Here is a 16,143-nt window from a genome sequence, read left to right as displayed (position 1 = left end):
TACCTGAAGCGTGACCTCGCACAGTGGGGCGCACGCGACATCGCGGAACTCACGAAAGCGTTCATGTCGATCACGCAAGACGGCATCGCAGTGACGGAGTTCTTCATCGAGAAGCCGGTGGAGATCGAATGATGTTCGATCCGCCGATATGGCATGACCGTTGCGAAGGCCGGGGATGGGTTACTGACCGCCCCGGCCTTACTCATGCGTGCACATGCCGAACACAACCAATAGAGGTGCCGTAATGACTGAAAGACTTCCCCTGACGATGTTCACGGACTGGCTCGCATCCGGGGAGCGGGGGATCTCGTCTGAGGCGATTGTCTCGCATCTCACCGGGCAGCGGGTGGGGAGGTATCGCCTACGCGACGACCACCCTTACGACGTGGGAGACCTCAACCGGTGCGTGAAGCTCCTAGATCAACATCCGGTAGCAAAGCTCGTTTTTCCAGAAATGGCGTCGCGATCATCGGAATGGGCTGCCCTTGTTGAAATTTGGGATGAGCTTGTGGCCCTTCTGCGGGAGGAATTGAAGGGGTGCATGGGTCGCGCTCCCCGAACCTATGTCCGGATGCGAGAAGTGCTCGACAGGGTACGCGATGGGTAAGCCAACCCCGAAGGCTGTCTTGCGCGCGATGACGGCTCGTGATGGGCATGTTTGTGTGTGGCATGGGGAGTCGTGTGGGACGGACACGCTGGTTCCGCAGCACCGTCAGGGAGGTATGGGTGGGCGGCGGAATAAGCATCGTCTGTCGAACGTGTTGTGGTTGTGCTCCATCACGAACGGACTCATCGAATCCGACTCCCAGATGGCGAGCGAAGCACGCGATCGGGGCATCAAGATCAGCCTCCACGCCAACCCCGAAACCATCCCCGTCCACTACCCGGACAAGCGCGTGTTCTATCTGAACGATGACGGCACACGCAGAGAAGTAGACACAACACCGTACTGAAAGGAGGTGCCACTTGGCCTGGTACAAAGTTGATGACCAGCTCCATGCGCACCCGAAGGCTCGCCGTGCTGGGCTGGAGGCCATGGGGCTGTGGACGCTCGCCGGGTCGCACGCAATGTCTTACCTGACTGATGGGTTCGTTGAGGCCTGGTTTGTTGAGTCGTGGCCGCATGGCTCTGACCTTGCTGGTGAGCTTGTCAGGGAGGGGTTGTGGCTCGAGGTTCCGGGCGGGTGGCAGTTTCATGACTGGGGGAAGTATCAGCCGACGCGAGAGAGCGTACTTGCGGATCGGGAGGCTGCTGCGGCCCGAATGAAGGCTGTTCGGGAGAACCGTAAGCGTCGTTCGCCCGAACGTTCGCCCGAACCAAGTCCGAACGTTCGGGATGAGTTCGGACTTGGTTCGGCTTCCCCGTCCCCGACCCCAGAACTATCTAAAGATAGTTCTTCCTCCGTCGAAGCGAAGTTGAAAGAGACTCGTCTTCCATCCGATTGGGTGCCGACGAAGAACCACTACGACATCGGCCGCGAGAAGGGTATCGATGTTGCTGCGGAGGCTGATGCGTTCCGGCTGCATGCGGAAACGCACGACCGGCACGCTGCCCGATGGAACGCCGCATTCACGACGTGGCTGAAGAGAGCGAAACCGAAGCCGCGTGCGAGTGGTGACGGTTGGATGAACAGGAGTACCGCATGACGGGCACCATCGCGGAACGAAACCTCCTGGCGTCGATCCTCGCCAACGGTCGTACGTACAAGATGACTGAGGATCTTGTGAACCGGGCCGACTTCACTGACGACCGGTTGGGCATCATCTACGAGCAGGTCGGCGGAATGCTGGCCAAGGGTGAGTCGGTTGGTGTGGTCGAAGTTGTTGACCGGTTCCCGGCATGGGGTGTGCGTGGGCTTGAGTTCGCGGATGTGATGTCGTGGGAGACGCCGGGCACGTACACGCATGGTGCGTCGTCGTATGCGAGAGCGGTCAGGACGGACGCTCTGCGCCGTTCCGCGTCTGAGGTTGGGCAACTGCTCATCTCGCAGGCTAGGGACACTGGGGTGGCCCCTGCTGAGCTTCTGACGACGGCACGCGGCATGATCGACGGTTCGATCGATGGTGCGTCGACGGGGAAGCTCGAAGCGAAACCGTTGGGTGACATCCTTCAGGGGTCGGACTCGTATGACTGGGTGATCCCGGATCTGCTCGAGCGGCAGGACCGACTGATCCTGACCGGTGCGGAGGGTGCGGGCAAGACGACCCTGGCCCGTCAGATTTGCGTGATGGCGGCGGCGGGCCTGCACCCGTTGATGCGTGATGTGGACATCAGCACGGGGCGGAAGTCTGCGTCGCTCATGCAGCCTGCCCGTGTGCTCGTGGTGGATGCGGAGAACACTGAGAAGCAGTGGCGGCGTGCGACCCGGTACACCGCGCGGCTTGCTGGCGAAGAGGGGGCGCTGAACCCTGCCGACGAAATGATGGTTGTCGCCGGCCACCGCATCGACGTCACCCGCGGCGTCCACCTGGGGGAGATTCACCGTCTGGTCGACCGGTACAAGCCGGACCTGCTATACATCGGCCCCTTGTACAAGATCACGCACGGTGCGATCCAAACCGATGACGACGCTGCACCCCTGTTGGTCGCGCTCGACTCGTTGCGGGAACGCGGCCTCGCGTTGCTGATGGAAGCGCACGCAGCGAAGGGTTCCGGTGATGGTGCCCGGGATCTTCGGCCGCGCGGGTCGGCAGCGCTCATGGGGTGGCCCGAGTTCGGGTTCGGATTGCATCCGCTCGATAACGGTGATGTCGAGTTGAAGCGGTGGCGTGGTGACCGTGATGAACGTAAGTGGCCGTCGTTTCTGACGCGCGGCATGGACTGGCCTTGGGAGAGCGCATGATCACGATCGGAGATGCAGTGGACGAACTCCTTGCTGGGCTCACGGGTTGGGAGGCTGAACGGTATCCGGTTCGGAACCGTGAAGAGCGGACCATCCTGGACCCGCAGATGTGGCATCTGCTGTTCGAGCGTGATGGGTCCCGATGTTGGATGTGTCACTGCCAGGTGGAGAGGGGCGCGGCCGAGATAGATCATCTCGTGCCGCGTTCGTCGTTTGTGCCAGCCAATGTTGGGATGGCGGATCGGTCCTGGAACCTGCGTGTAGCTTGCGTGGCCTGCAATCAGGCAAAGTCGAACTTCACGGTAAGCATGTTGCCGCGAACGGTCGGCGTGACGAAGTGCTGCTGGGACTGCAGCAACAACGAAGGCTCGACGGATCTCACCGAGCCCGCGTTCTGCGGACGCTGCGGCGTGGTCTCGCGTGTGCCGGATCGGAGCTGGATCTTATGACGAATCAACTTGCGGGGCCGAACGTGTCCCCGCTTTCACTGACTGTAGGGAGAACACCATGACGAACCACAACGCCTGCGAGCTTCCACGCAAGCTGACCTGTGATGAGCGCGACGCGATTCTTCATGCGGACGGCCGCTACGAGGGCTGGAGTGTTGCCGCGAGCCTCACCGATGCTTACGGAGAGTTCGGTGACCCTCGCATCGAGACGACCTGGGAGCGCGACGGTCGCCGGATCAAGGATGTTCGGCACCCGCACATGGGCAGTTATTCACCGCCCGACCGCAAGCCATGCGAGCACACCGAGCTCGAGCCCGAGATCGAGGAGGATGACGAATGACGAACCAGAAGACACCCGTGCAGGGTGGCGCGACCGAGGAACAGATCGAAGCCGTGGGTGAGACGGCACTGATCGCTGAACTCGTGACTGACCCCGAGATCGGCGAACGCGTGCAGACGATCCTGCGCGAGCTCGGGGTGCGCCGTTCGACCCCCACCGCGGCAGACCTTGCCGCCACCCCCACCGAACCGGGGCTGTATTGCGACCGGCTCGGGAACGTCTGGCACCGGTACGGCGATGGGGTGTTCTCTATGGCGAGTCGCATTCGCGCATCCGCCGAGTTCTACGCCCCATTCCGGCGGCTCGAGGTCGTGGGATCGTCAGCGCCTGCGTCCGCCGATCCAGCGGACGAGCACCACGATGCCGAGGAGCGTCAGGCCGAGGGTGAGGATCATGCGGCAACGGTAACAGGCGACCGCGAGAAGCTGATCGATGAGGCTCACGCGGAAGCGGAGCGCTACAAGTTGGGGCTGCAAGCGCTGTGCAATGGTGTCGAGTTCGACCCGGCGGAGTTGAAGCGGCGTGCGTTCGTGCACGGCGTCGAGTGGGCCGCTGACGCTCTCGCCGCCCCGTCCGACGTAGACGAAACGAAGCTCGCGGAGATGATCGCCGACGCCAACCGACTCGGATCGGGTTATGTGGGATGGACCTGCGATGGGAGCGCGTCGGTCTGCGACAAACGGGTCGACCTGATCGACCGTCTCGCGACGTTGCGAGGTGAGGGGTGATGAGTCAGCGAGCCTTGACCGGGAAAAGGAAGAGCCCAGCGACGCCTGCGGAACCGGCCATGATGATCGCCGACGTGAAGTTGTCGAACGAGAGCCATGCGATCGGCAGGATCATTCCGAACCCGATGAACGCGGCCCACCAGTTGAGTCGTTTCTTCTCGGTGTTGCTCATGTCCTACACGGTATGCGGGTGGTGGCGTGAGCACTTCCCCCGTGCGACGGAGATCCGAGGGTGTGAGGGGCGTGGGTAATCGTTCTGGCGTGCTCGATCGTGAGGATGGTGTGCGTCAGTTGTGGGCGTGGCGGTGGTCTGATCCTGCGATTGCTGACCGGCTTGGTTGCACTGATCGTACGGTGTCGCGTATTCGGCGGCGGCTGGGTTTGGGTGCGTGGCAGAAGGGCCAGCAGATGCACCAGTTGCGGAGGGTTCTGTGACTGAGCAGCGTTTGCAGGCTGTGACCCCTGTCGCGCGTGGCCTGATCGATGCGGTGCGGGATGGTGACCGTTCGTGGGTGGCTTCGGTGTGCCAGTCGGTTGAGTCGGGTGTTGTTGATTGGCGGGCGCTGTTGGTGGCGCTTGCAGGTGAGGCCGCATGGCCGGAAGGAGGAACCGAATGCAGGTGACTGTGTACGAGAAAGACCACTGTCAGCAGTGTGTGATGACGAAACGGAAACTCACTGATGTGGGTGTCGAGTTCGAAACGGCAAGCATCTTGGACCCGGTGAATTTGGAACTGGTGAAGGGGTTGGGGCACATGGCTGCCCCGGTGGTGGTTGCTGGTGGTGAGCATTGGTCCGGGTTCAGGCCGGACAAGATCCAGGAGCTCGTGAAACGACTCGAACAACAGGAGGAGGTGTCCTAGGTGGCTCAATCGCCAGAGACAGTGACGGTGACAAACGACTTCTTGGTCAAGGAGCTGCTCGACATCGGCAAAAAGATGATCGATCTCGGGATGCGTTTGCAACAGGGCTTCGAGGTGCCCGTCGAATACGTGAAGCAACAGGAGGAACAGTGAGCAAGGTCATCTTTGAGCAGGGGCATCAGTTCGCGGTCGAGAATCGCGACGATGAGGAGTACGCATGGACGCGAACCGGGTACTACGCGACCGAGAGTGAGGCGAGACGCGAGGCGGGCTCATCTGTGTGGCGGTATGCGCGCGTGATCGATTTGGAAGCAACAAAGGAGGGCAAGTAATGGCCGGCGAACCGCTGATCACTGTTGTAGGAAATCTGGTGGCGGACCCGGAGCCGCGTGTCAGCCAGGCGGGTAAGTCGTGGGTGACGTTCCGGATCGCGTCAACACCGCGCGTGCGTGACCGTCAGTCGGGTGACTGGTCGGACGGTGAAGCGCTGTTCCTAGGTTGCCGTGCGTACGGGGCGATCGCTGACAACATTGCGGTATCGCTGGTGAAGGGCACGTCGGTGATTGTGCAGGGCAGGCTCACGCAGCAGTCGTACGAGAAGGATGGCCAACAGCGCACCGGACTGAACCTTGAAGTGGAAGCAATCGGGCCGGAGCTGCGGTTCGCTACCGCGACCGCGCAGAAGGCTTCCAGCGGCGGCTCTGGCGGCGGTTCAGGTCATCCCGCGACCCGGCAGCCACAACAGGCATGGGGGACGCCACAGGGGAGCGCACAGGACGCGAGCGGATTCGGGGGAGGGTTCGATGAGCAACCCTTCTAACCCGCACCTGAGTAACACCAAGCCTCGCTAACCCGCGAGGCTTTCGTTTTGCCCGGAGGGGCTGGCTACGGCTGGCCCCTCACAACGAAAGGAGGACCGAATGGTGAACCAGGAAACCTTGCGGGAGCGCGTGATTGACGCGCTGAGCATGTCGCCACTCAGCGACTACGCGGGAACGAGTATGGGCCCCATCAATCGCACAGCAGACATGATCCTCGAAGTGCTCTCGACACCCGTGCAAGGGGGCGCGACCGAGGAACAGATCGAAGCCGCAGCACGCGCGATCTACGAGCTTGACCCTTGGGCTGCGGGTGGCGACAGGCAGTTCTCAGAGAATCCAATGCGGGCATGGGAGGAGCTGCTGCCCGGCGACAGGGCCGACTACGCGAGGGTCGCGACTGCTGCTCTCTCAGCGTCTGCGTCCGCCGATCCAGCGGACGAGCACCACGATGCCGAGGGCATAGTTGCGCAGATCAAGAACCGTAGAGCCTTCTCTGTCTACGGTGAGGGGCAGGCTAACGAAGACATTGGCGCCTTGCTCGCAATCGTTGACGGGCAGATCGGCAACGACCAATGAAGCCAAAGCTACTTGATCTGTTCTGCTGTCAGGGTGGCGCGTCTAGAGGATATGCAGATGCTGGGTTCGAGGTGTACGGCGTCGATATTGTGGCCCAGCCACGGTACCCGTTCGACTTCTTCACGGCCGATGCTGTCGCGTTCGCCAAGCACTACGGAAGCAAGTTCGATGCCATTCATGCGTCGCCGCCGTGCCAGGCTCACACGAACGCGCAGAAGATCATGGGGAACGATCACCCCGACTTGATCGAGCCGACGCGCGAAGTGCTGCGCGAGCTCGGCAAGCCGTTCGTGATCGAGAACGTGCCCGGTGCTCCACTCAACGATCCGGTCGAGCTATGCGGCACGATGTTCGGGCTCGAGACCTACCGGCACCGTCTGTTTGAAACGAACTGGGAGCTCACGGCACCTGAGCATCCGGTGCACGTCGCCCGGACAACGAAGATGGGGCGACCGCCGCAGCCTGGCGAGTTCATGCACATCGTCGGCAACTTCTCCGGAGTCGACCGCGGCCGAGAAGTCATGGGGATGCCCTGGGCGAACCGTGATGGGCTCCGTGAAGCGATCCCGCCGGCGTACACGCATTGGATCGGTGAACAGCTTCTTGCGCAGGTGGAACGGGCCGCGGCATGACCTGGCATCCGTGCCCTGTCCCGGGTTGTGCCCTAATCAGTGTCACTCAACCGGACGCCACCCAGCACGCGACGGATCACACGGACCCTGCATGGGTAGAGCGCATGTCGGGTTACCGGGTTGAGGCTGTTCGTGGGTGGGAGTTGTTGAAACAGAAACGAGGAAAGAAATGAGCGAATACACGCCGGACACTGAGTTCGTGCGGGACGCATACGTTGACGGGCAGGACGATTCCCACAACGACGGCAAATCGCGAGAACTCCATGCGGCACGCTTCGATGGCTGGCTTGCTGAGGTGGAGCGTGCAGCCGCCGAGAAAGCACTACTCGCAGTGTGCGAAAAGTTGAACGCTGCGGACGATGGCGGAAGGCGTGGAGTGAGCGCGCATTCAAAGTCGGCTGCGTCAGCGGGTGCGCACCGTCACGCAGTTTCGATCGTTCGTGATGCCGCCTCGAAGCTGACAGCTAAACACGTCAGTTCGCCCCAAACCTGACGCTTACACACGTCACCTATTCACGGCTCTCACCCTTATCCCGGGTGGGGGCCTTTCACGTACAAGGGAGGGAAACATGGCCCGTTGCGGGTGCGACCCCGGAAATCGCGAGAACGGATGGATGGAGACCAGATCGGAGAAGTGCATCGAAGCAGAGCGCAAGGCTTGGGTCGAAGCCCTGGAACGAAGCAAGACAGTAATCAGCCGGATCGTTGCCGAGGCGCGGCGATCGCAGAATCGGAGACGCAATGGAATCGACTGAGCGTGCTGTTACGCGCCTCACTGAACCACACACGGAACTCACCGAAGCCGGACCCGTGGAATGGCCCGCACTCATCGACTGGCTGAACGACGCGATCACGGAACAGGTGAAACGCGGACAAGCTGGTTCGGGCGGTACGGGGTCACCGATCGACATGGCCGCACTCGGGTTGCTGCAACGCATCGAGAAGGGTGTGAGGCAGCTCCGGGAAGCGCTCTACCTGCCGATCATGCGCGACGCGAAAGCGGCCCTGCGGGACGCGTGGGATGCCGCGAAAACACAACGCGCAACCGGCGACCTGGACGACGACCAGCAGTGGGAACGCATCACCGACGCGATCCCGGGATGGGTGCTCGAAATCGAACAGGAATGGGACGACCGCACGAGACGCATGGAACTCACCGTCCCGTGCCCGCGCTGCGGCGAGCGCTGGCTACTCGAACCAGTCGGGGATGGTGTGAGCGAACCCAAGCGACGTGCGGCGGTGTGGATCGAGTACGCCGACATGCGAGCACCCGTAGCGGAATGCCGAAACCCGGATTGTGCCGCGATCTGGGCGGGATGGGACGCCATCGCTCAGCTCGGATACACGGTCGGCGCGGACCAGAACGCGGAAGTGCTCGCCGCTTGCGGCATCGACTTGCGAGGGTTGCTTGCGTCGTAAGTTCTAAAGTGCTAACGTTGTTAGCAGGTCAGGGAGAAGTGTCCCTACTGACAAGTAGGCCGCTCATGTAGCGGCCTTTTTTGCGCCCGGATGGTCCACGTAACGGACCCGACTGGCCGCCGTAAGCGGCTCTTTCTATGCAAGAACCCCGCGCTGCGCTAACAGCCGGGGTTGCGGCCGAACTCTGGAGGTTCGACATGACGAAGACTAGCACGCCCAAAACACGGCCCCAGATAACGAGGGATGCAGGAATCTCGTTTTGGGGCTTAGTGAACAAGCGTGGTGGCACGGCTTATGTTGATGACCCGCTTACAAATGGAAGCGGCGTCGCTGGCGAATGTTGGTTATGGGTCGGGCCAGTCCATAGCGGCAAGCGGAACGGGTATGGGAAGTTCTCATGCAAGGGATCCACTTATACAGCACATCGCGTGTCCTACGAGCTAAGCGTGGGAGAGATCCCCGACGGGAATGTAGTTGATCATCTCTGCAGGGTTAAGGCTTGCGTAAATCCCTCACATCTCGAGGTTGTGACGAACTGGGAGAACCTGCAGCGTGGCCTTCTGATCGCGGCTAATCGACCTGGGCGAGTTGACCTTGATGGATCATTGCTCTGCCCTGCGGGCCATAAATTCACTCGCGAGAACACGTATATGCAGCGGAGTGGTGTGTCTGACACTCGAGTATGCAAGACGTGCCGAGCCAGACGCTTGCGGGAATGGCGCTTGCGGAAAAAATCTTCCCGCGCGTGACGGGAAACCACACCACAGGTTGCGGCATACCGGTCGCACTGTGGATGACTGGGTAGCGGTAACGCCAGAACGTGCCGCATCACGCCCCATCTTCTTGAGTATCCGCCCACCACCGGAGCACACAAGCGCTGTCAGACGCACACGCGGTCGAGTAGCGCGGATACCCAACACTCTCAGGAGGACTCATTGGCGAACCATCCTGGACAAATCGATGACAGCCGCGTGCCTGATCTCGTTGCGGCGCGGCTCTCGAACGTCGCAATCGCCAACGCTCTCGGATGTCACGAGTCTTCCGTTCGTCGCGCGAGGAAGCGCCTCGGGCTGGAAGACGTGAACGTAGAGCCTGATCAGATCGAGCAAGAAACCCCGCAAGCCGGCGAGTACAGCCTCACCGACTCGAACGGCGTCTCTAAGCACTCACGATCCTCCAACGAGCCATGGGGTCGCGAAGACTTCGAGCGCTTCCTCATCGAACGCGGCGAAGACCTCGACACCATCACCTTCGGGTACGGGTTCACCACGAACCCCGATGGTGGCGTGTGGAACAAGCTTTACGACGTGCGGCAGAAGCGGGGCAGCGAGAGCGGTCCTGAGTGGCCGGTCATCCAACCCGCAACACCCGTCTCGGTATCGGTGCCCAGCATCCCTACTGTGCCCGCTCGCAACGGCCTGACACTGTCACTGAAAGCCGGAGACACACAGATCGGGTTCCGGGCAGTAGGGGACACGTACGAAGCGTTCCACGACTGGTCAGCGATCAACGTGTTCATCGAAGTGTGCCGCCTCGAGCAACCCAACACGATCGTGATCCTCGGAGACTTCCTTGACCTTGCCGCGCAAGGCAAGTACGTGCAAGAAGCCGGGTTCGCACGCACCACGCAGATGGCGTTGAACGACGGACACAAGATGCTCGCCATGCTGCGAGCCGTCGCACCCAACTCACGCATCATCGTGATTGAAGGCAACCACGACAAGCGCATGCAATCGTTCATCGAAAGTAACGCGCTTGCAGCATTCGGTTTAAGGGTGGCGAACATGCCCGAAGCGTGGCCTGTTATGTCGCTCCCGAACCTGCTCCGCCTAGACGAACTCAACATCGAGTACATGGACGCCTACCCTGCAGCCGCTTACTGGGACGACGACATCACTCGCAACATTCACGGAACCCGCGCCAACAGCAAAGGCTCCACGATGTCGCAGTATGCCCACGAAGCACCCCACATCAACACGTGGGCGGGACACACGCACCGGCAAGAGATCATCTACCGAACCGTCATCGGACCCCGCGGTGAACCGATCGAATCGTATTCGGCGAACCCCGGCGCACTCTGCCACACGGACGGCCGAGTGCCCTCAGTGCACGGCGCACTCCATGCAGACGGCAGCAGCGCACGCGTGATCGAAGACTGGCAGCAAGGGTTCGGCTCACTCCTCCACGGTGAGGGGCAACACTGGCCCCAAGTGCACCGCATTCGCAACGGAGAAACGATCTACAACGGTCGGAGAATCGTCGCGCTTACCCAAGGGTAGGCGCACAACCTTGGGTATGGAGGCGGTCATGCAAACCCTGATCCGGATGCTCAACCAGCAAGCACCACCCGAAGATGAGGGCGCCTGGTTGCTGGAAGACGCCGACGACATCGGGAGCGACTGTGACTAAGTGCACCTACTGTGGGCGACCATACGAGTCACCCAGCGCAGCAAAGGTCGAAGATGACTGAACAACCAGCATGTGAATACTGCGGACGAACGTACGAAGGTTCGGCGATAGCTGCGGCCGCTTGCTGCCAAGATGAGCAATTCGAGCGCAGTAACAACTAGGAACACGAACTGCTCGCCCTGTCGGGGGTGAGTGCCCACGGACGGATTGATCCCCGTCGCGGTGGGCTTTTTCTGTACCCACCGACATGGGAGGCAAGAATGCCAAGACTCTGCACAATCGACCGTTGCGATCGCACGTACCGATCGAAAGGCCTGTGCTCCGTACATTATGCGCGGCTGCGTAAGCACGGCTCTCCCGGTGGATCTGAGCTTCTCAGGGACAGGCGAGGCGCAGCTTGCACAGTTGACGGTTGCGCTGAGCCAGTACGGTCACGACAGCTGTGTTCGGTTCATTACTCCAGGCTTCTCCAGACAGGCAGCACTGAACTTCGCGAGCGCCAGCAGCGATCATGTGAGGTTCCCAGCTGTGATGCGCCCTTTTACGCGAAAGAGCTTTGCGCTACTCACTACTCTCGGAAACTGAGGACTGGAAGCGTCGAAGCCACCGAGCCTCGCCGCAGGAAGGTATGCGCGGTCGACGGGTGTGACTCACCGGGCTGGTCTGGGCGGGGTTACTGCAACCTCCATTACAAGCGTTGGAAGAGCAACGGTGACCCGCTCATCCGGTTACATGGAGGCCGGCCAAAGGCCGCGATCATCGACCGCTTCTATACCAAGTTCACCCCGGCAGGAGACCAGGACTGCTGGAACTGGCAAGGAACCCTGAGTATCTACGGGTACGGCGTGCTTAGCGAACGGCACGGGCAAAAGAACGTTGAACACAAAGCCCACCGGATTTCTTACGAAACTTACCGAGGTGAGATCCCACCAGGCCTGATGATCTGCCACACGTGCGATAACCCCGCATGCGTGAACCCCAACCACCTCTATGCGGGCACTGCGCAGCAGAACATGGACGACAGGCTCTCTACCGAACCAACGCCGCGGAAGAATCCAGAGGGTTCAGTGATTTAAAAGTACTCGCCTGGGCGGACATTCGACCCTGTTGAGAGTGGCCCGACGAAGCGCCCCCGAAAACCAGGGGGGCAAAACCCCGGGGGAGCACATACCCGACCGGGGGCATCATGCCCAGGGGGTCAACCATTCCCGGGGGTGTACCCGAACCCGGGCCTCCCGGGGCACCCCGGGTAACAGCGCCCACTCGCAACCACGGGGCTCGTGCACGCCTGGCTAACGCGCTCTACGGACGGCTGAGCGCGTAAACGTGCGGCAACCAGAACACGCGACGCACACAAAGGAGTGCACAATGCGAGGACTAGACGACCGCACATACCGCAAACGAACCGCAGCGCTCAAAGCCCAACGCCACGACTGCTGGCTATGCCTCAAACCCATCGACTACACACTGCCATGGAAACACAAGGACGCATTCACCGCAGACCACGTCCAACCACGGGCCAACGGCGGACACCTATACGGCGAGATCCGAGCAGCACACCGCTCATGCAACAGCAGCCGATCAAACCGCGTCACAACAGTCACCCAAGCCCCAACCACCGCACTCAAATGGTGACCCAAGGCCCGAAAATACAAGATCCCTTAGCCCGGAACCCTGACACGGCCTAGTGGGGGGCCTCCCTCCCCCGCCCCGCACCGCCAGACCCGCGGCATACTGATTTTTTACACAGGGGCATGCTCCGGTCTGACACATGGGGTATGGCTCTGACATGGAGGTTGCTGTGGCTGCTCCTCTGAAGCCGTGTGGCACGTTGGCGGCGTATCGTCGGCATCTCCGAAATGGGGAATCGGCTTGTGCTGAGTGTCTGGCTGCTGTTGCTGCCGATAAGCAGCGGCGCTCGGATGAACGTCGTGCTGCGCAGGCTGCCCAGGTGAGAAGTGTGATGTCGATCGTCCCGGACGTACCTTCTGCGGACAGTCATATCGATGAGCTCGCTGAGGCCTACTCCACGCTGCAGTGGATCAAAGACCAAATGAATTCCGGTGTCGCGCAAGGTGCTGCGGCGTTGGCGAAGCAGCGCATGGAAATCGTTGCGTTGATCAAGAAGCTCGAGTCTGAGGGCAAGCCGGAGGTGAGCGCGCTTGACGAAATCGCTCGAAAGCGTGCGGCGAGGCTCGCAGCTTCCTCGAATTGAGTCGTACCCGCTGTTTCATACGTCGGCTGCTGATGATGCGGTCGACCTTGCGGCGGTCGCTGGGTTGGGGCTGTACCCCTGGCAAGAGCATGTTCTTCGTGGCTCTCTCGGTGAACGAGTTGATGGCCGGTGGTCTGCATTCCGTACTTGCTTGGTGGTGCCTCGTCAGAACGGCAAGAACGCGGTCCTTGAAGCGCGCGAGCTCGCCGGCTTGCTGCTGTTCAACGAGGGCGTCATCATCCACACGGCGCACGAGTTCAAGACGGCGAACAATTCGATGATCGCCCTGATGAACCGCATCAAGGCGTCGCCCCTGCTGGGCGAGGTCAAGGGCGGCGCGGGAATGGCGGCGAGCTCTGACATTCGAGACGTTGACGGGTTCCGTACCGGCAATCAGCCGTCGATCACGATGAAGAACGGAAACGTGCTGCAGTTCGCGGCGCGCTCGTCTGGCTCTGGTCGTGGCTTCACGGGTGATCTTGTGGTCCTCGATGAGGCCTACGCGCTGAAGGCGGCCGAGATGGATGCCTTGTTGCCGACGATGGCGGCGAAGTCGATCGAGGGCAACCCGCAGGTTTGGTTCACCTCGTCAGCGGGCATGCTGGACTCGGACCTCCTGGCTTCGCTGCGTGCACAGGCGCAGAAAGATGAGCCCGGCCGTCTGGCCTACTACGAGTGGTCTTCTGCGGACGACGCAGACCCGCTAGACCGGGACGCTTGGTACGAGGCGAACCCGAGCCTGGGCTACCGCATCTCAGAGGAGTTCGTTCAAGACGAGTACGACACCCTCGTGGGGGAGACGGGCAACGACGAAGGTTTCAAGCGCGAACGGTTGGGCATCTGGGCGAAGCTTGGCGGCGGCGGAATCATCCCTGCTGCGGCTTGGAACGATGCTGCTGGCGACCCGCTCGAGGTCGAGACGGAGACGCGCGAGGTTGGTCGTGTCGCGTTTGCGGTCGATATCCCGCGATCCCGTGATTCGGCATCCATTGTGATGGCCGGCGAGCTGGGGGACGGTCGCACGTCACTGGTTGTCATTGATCGCCGCGTCGGAACCGATTGGGTTGCTGAGCGTTTAGCTGAGCTAAAAGAGCAGTACAGCCCGGTCGCGATCGTGATCGATGAGCTCGCTGCTACGGGAACGATCCTTGGTGAGCTGAGACGACTCAGAATCCGGGTTTGGGCGGTGAAGTACCGCGAGTACCTGCGAGCGTGTGGGTCGCTCTTCGATTCGATATCTCAGGGCCGTGTGGTGCATACCTCGCAGCCGGAACTTAATGATGCGGTGGCTGGTGCTGGCCGTAAAGACGGGGAGTCCACGCTTTGGAAGTGGGCGGGCTCTTCGCATGTCGATATTTCTCCGTTGGTTGCAGCGACTCTGGCGTTTGCTGGTCTGCACCGACGATCCGCGAAGCCTGTTGAGGGTGGTCAGCGGAAGCTAATGGTGATGGGTCGGTGATCTCTTGCGCGAACTGACTGAGGATGAGCGGAAGACGTTCAATAAGCTGCACGATCAGTTGAATCGTGTGAAGCGTAGGAACGTGTTGCGCGACCGGTATGCGGATAGCAAGAAGACGTTGGATCAGGTGGGGTTTTCGATTCCTCCTCATATGGCGTCGTTTCAGGCTGTTCTGGGTTGGCCGGATAAGGCGTGCGCGGTCCTGACTCGCCGTCTGCGGCCGCAGCTCTTTGCGAGCACCACTGAGTCTGAGCTTCTGGATGAGGTCAACGAGCATTTCAAGACCGCAGACGTTCGCCTGGTCGAGCGCATGGCTTTGGAGTCGGCGGCACGGCATGGGGCGTCGTTCGTGTTCACCTCTGCGGGTGACACGAGTATCGGTGAGCCGGAAGTGCTGCACACAGTGTGCTCGGCGCTGACCGCAACTGCGATCCAAGACCCCCGTTCACGGCGGATTGTTGCCGCTCTGGAGCTGGTGTCTGGCGGATTCAATCTGAGCTTGCCAGGTGTGACGCTCGAGCTTGGGCGCTTGGGTAACTCTTGGGGCGTCATTGACGAGCACGCCGGCACGCCGGGCCGCGTCTTGTGTACCGCCTACGTGGTGGGCGGGCGTGTGGACCGTCCTTTCGGGAAGTCGCGCATCACTCGACCTGTGATGGCGTTGACCGACATGGCGGTGCGCGTGATGCTTCGCCAGGAAGTCTCGGCAGAGTTCTTCTCCTCACCGCAGCGCTACATGCTGGGCGCTACGGAGGACATGTTCACTGGCCCGAACGGTGAACCGCGTACCGGGTGGGAATCCGTTCTTGGTGGCCTTCTCGCGGTCCCGGATGACGAGGACAAGTACGAGAATCAGCGCGTCACGGTCGGCCAGTTCGCTCAGATGTCGATGCAGCCTCACTCGGATCATTTGCGGTCGGTCGCGATGATGTTCTCCGGAGAGACTTCGATCCCGGCGAGCTATCTCGGCATCCTCCATGACAACCCGTCTTCGGCGGAAGCGATCATTGCTCACGAGGCCGAATTGGTGTCGATCGCTGAGGACGAGATTTCGTGGCTGAGTGCGGCACGAGTGAGTCTGGCGACCAACACGGTAGCGGTCATGGCGGGGAGCGACTTCGGTGCGGCTGAGGCGCTCGAAGTGGCGTCGTTCACCCCACTATGGCGTGACCCGTCGACTCCGACGCGTGCCGCGATCGCGGATGCAATGTCGAAAGAGATCAGTGCGTTCCCGTGGATGGTTGATTCTGATGTCGCGCTTGAGGGCTTCGGGCATGATGGTCCGACTCTGGAGCGACTGAAAGCGGATCGCCGCAAGAGTGGAACTTCGGCGTTGGTGGCGACTTTGCGATCTCAGCAGGACGCACAAGGCGGCACAGCGGAGTAACCG

General features: G+C 61.2%; 23 protein-coding genes. 22 read left to right on the top strand and 1 reads right to left on the bottom strand.

Annotated features, from left to right (window positions below; all coding sequences use genetic code 11):
- Window positions 1-966 precede the first annotated feature (966 nt).
- The 5 genes from AMS67_RS17330 to AMS67_RS08715 are packed head-to-tail and all read left to right on the top strand — an operon-like array spanning window position 967 to window position 4,360.
- Window positions 967-1,647 carry a hypothetical protein gene (locus AMS67_RS17330; protein WP_156316598.1) on the top strand — a complete coding sequence of 227 codons (681 nt, stop codon included), beginning with the start codon at window positions 967-969 and terminating at the stop codon, window positions 1,645-1,647.
- A complete protein-coding gene (locus tag AMS67_RS08725) occupies window positions 1,644-2,843 on the top strand; it encodes an AAA family ATPase (RefSeq protein WP_053387021.1) in 1,200 nt (399 codons plus the stop codon). The genes AMS67_RS17330 and AMS67_RS08725 overlap by 4 nt, the downstream gene beginning before the upstream one ends.
- Window positions 2,840-3,292 (top strand): HNH endonuclease, encoded by a 453-nt coding sequence (locus tag AMS67_RS16860; RefSeq protein ID WP_075201287.1) that lies wholly within the window; start codon window positions 2,840-2,842, stop codon window positions 3,290-3,292. Before AMS67_RS08725 ends, AMS67_RS16860 begins: the two co-directional genes overlap by 4 nt.
- Window positions 3,293-3,350: 58 nt before the next feature.
- Window positions 3,351-3,632 carry a hypothetical protein gene (locus tag AMS67_RS08720; RefSeq protein WP_053387020.1) on the top strand — a complete coding sequence of 94 codons (282 nt, stop codon included), beginning with the start codon at window positions 3,351-3,353 and terminating at the stop codon, window positions 3,630-3,632.
- The gene (locus tag AMS67_RS08715) at window positions 3,629-4,360 is read left to right on the top strand and encodes a hypothetical protein (RefSeq protein ID WP_053387019.1); all 732 of its coding nucleotides are present in this window, start codon (window positions 3,629-3,631) and stop codon (window positions 4,358-4,360) included. The genes AMS67_RS08720 and AMS67_RS08715 overlap by 4 nt, the downstream gene beginning before the upstream one ends.
- A gap of 4 nt (window positions 4,361-4,364) precedes the next feature.
- Here AMS67_RS08715 and AMS67_RS17325 read toward each other — a convergent pair whose 3' ends face one another.
- Entirely contained in the window at window positions 4,365-4,532 is a 168-nt protein-coding gene (locus AMS67_RS17325) for a hypothetical protein (protein ID WP_156316597.1), read from the bottom strand.
- Between the two features lie 26 nt (window positions 4,533-4,558).
- On the opposite strand from AMS67_RS17325, the gene AMS67_RS18250 reads away from it, so the two are divergent.
- From AMS67_RS18250 to AMS67_RS08660, 17 genes are all read left to right on the top strand, one after another.
- A complete protein-coding gene (locus AMS67_RS18250; RefSeq protein WP_082305399.1) occupies window positions 4,559-4,795 on the top strand; it encodes a helix-turn-helix domain-containing protein in 237 nt (78 codons plus the stop codon).
- Window positions 4,792-4,983, top strand: coding sequence for a hypothetical protein (locus AMS67_RS17320; protein WP_156316596.1), 192 nt, complete (start codon window positions 4,792-4,794; stop codon window positions 4,981-4,983). Before AMS67_RS18250 ends, AMS67_RS17320 begins: the two co-directional genes overlap by 4 nt.
- On the top strand, window positions 4,974-5,222 hold the full coding sequence (locus AMS67_RS08710; protein ID WP_053387018.1) for a glutaredoxin domain-containing protein: 249 nt from the start codon (window positions 4,974-4,976) through the stop codon (window positions 5,220-5,222). The genes AMS67_RS17320 and AMS67_RS08710 overlap by 10 nt, the downstream gene beginning before the upstream one ends.
- A complete protein-coding gene (locus tag AMS67_RS17315) occupies window positions 5,223-5,375 on the top strand; it encodes a hypothetical protein (protein WP_156316595.1) in 153 nt (50 codons plus the stop codon). It begins immediately after the preceding gene.
- The gene (locus tag AMS67_RS08705; protein WP_053387017.1) at window positions 5,372-5,554 is read left to right on the top strand and encodes a hypothetical protein; all 183 of its coding nucleotides are present in this window, start codon (window positions 5,372-5,374) and stop codon (window positions 5,552-5,554) included. The genes AMS67_RS17315 and AMS67_RS08705 overlap by 4 nt, the downstream gene beginning before the upstream one ends.
- Window positions 5,554-6,042 (top strand): single-stranded DNA-binding protein, encoded by a 489-nt coding sequence (gene ssb, locus AMS67_RS08700; RefSeq protein WP_053387016.1) that lies wholly within the window; start codon window positions 5,554-5,556, stop codon window positions 6,040-6,042. The genes AMS67_RS08705 and ssb overlap by 1 nt, the downstream gene beginning before the upstream one ends.
- 100 nt (window positions 6,043-6,142) lie before the next feature.
- The gene (locus tag AMS67_RS08695) at window positions 6,143-6,619 is read left to right on the top strand and encodes a hypothetical protein (RefSeq protein WP_053387015.1); all 477 of its coding nucleotides are present in this window, start codon (window positions 6,143-6,145) and stop codon (window positions 6,617-6,619) included.
- 89 nt (window positions 6,620-6,708) lie between these two features.
- Window positions 6,709-7,251 (top strand): DNA cytosine methyltransferase, encoded by a 543-nt coding sequence (locus tag AMS67_RS08690; RefSeq protein WP_206541755.1) that lies wholly within the window; start codon window positions 6,709-6,711, stop codon window positions 7,249-7,251.
- A gap of 169 nt (window positions 7,252-7,420) precedes the next feature.
- Window positions 7,421-7,744: a hypothetical protein gene (locus AMS67_RS08685; RefSeq protein WP_053387013.1), complete on the top strand. Its 324-nt coding sequence runs from the start codon at window positions 7,421-7,423 to the stop codon at window positions 7,742-7,744.
- A gap of 248 nt (window positions 7,745-7,992) precedes the next feature.
- Window positions 7,993-8,670, top strand: coding sequence for a DUF7341 domain-containing protein (locus AMS67_RS08680; protein WP_053387012.1), 678 nt, complete (start codon window positions 7,993-7,995; stop codon window positions 8,668-8,670).
- Between the two features lie 137 nt (window positions 8,671-8,807).
- Window positions 8,808-9,419 carry an HNH endonuclease signature motif containing protein gene (locus AMS67_RS18245; protein WP_082305398.1) on the top strand — a complete coding sequence of 204 codons (612 nt, stop codon included), beginning with the start codon at window positions 8,808-8,810 and terminating at the stop codon, window positions 9,417-9,419.
- A gap of 330 nt (window positions 9,420-9,749) precedes the next feature.
- The gene (locus AMS67_RS08675) at window positions 9,750-10,949 is read left to right on the top strand and encodes a metallophosphoesterase (protein ID WP_162230838.1); all 1,200 of its coding nucleotides are present in this window, start codon (window positions 9,750-9,752) and stop codon (window positions 10,947-10,949) included.
- A gap of 390 nt (window positions 10,950-11,339) precedes the next feature.
- Window positions 11,340-12,155 carry an HNH endonuclease signature motif containing protein gene (locus AMS67_RS18240; RefSeq protein WP_082305397.1) on the top strand — a complete coding sequence of 272 codons (816 nt, stop codon included), beginning with the start codon at window positions 11,340-11,342 and terminating at the stop codon, window positions 12,153-12,155.
- A gap of 292 nt (window positions 12,156-12,447) precedes the next feature.
- Window positions 12,448-12,714 carry an HNH endonuclease gene (locus AMS67_RS18235; RefSeq protein WP_075201284.1) on the top strand — a complete coding sequence of 89 codons (267 nt, stop codon included), beginning with the start codon at window positions 12,448-12,450 and terminating at the stop codon, window positions 12,712-12,714.
- A gap of 166 nt (window positions 12,715-12,880) precedes the next feature.
- Window positions 12,881-13,294 (top strand): hypothetical protein, encoded by a 414-nt coding sequence (locus AMS67_RS17310; protein ID WP_156316592.1) that lies wholly within the window; start codon window positions 12,881-12,883, stop codon window positions 13,292-13,294.
- Window positions 13,242-14,753, top strand: a complete 1,512-nt coding sequence (locus tag AMS67_RS08665; RefSeq protein WP_156316591.1) for a terminase large subunit domain-containing protein — start codon at window positions 13,242-13,244, stop codon at window positions 14,751-14,753. Before AMS67_RS17310 ends, AMS67_RS08665 begins: the two co-directional genes overlap by 53 nt.
- A 4-nt stretch (window positions 14,754-14,757) precedes the next feature.
- Window positions 14,758-16,140, top strand: coding sequence for a phage portal protein (locus AMS67_RS08660; protein WP_053387008.1), 1,383 nt, complete (start codon window positions 14,758-14,760; stop codon window positions 16,138-16,140).
- Window positions 16,141-16,143: the final 3 nt, after the last annotated feature.

The organism is Leucobacter japonicus (assembly GCF_001273855.1).
GTDB classification, from domain to species: domain Bacteria; phylum Actinomycetota; class Actinomycetes; order Actinomycetales; family Microbacteriaceae; genus Leucobacter; species Leucobacter japonicus.
Note: the sequence above shows the minus strand (reverse complement) of the source record. Positions and strands in the feature narration are given on the sequence as shown.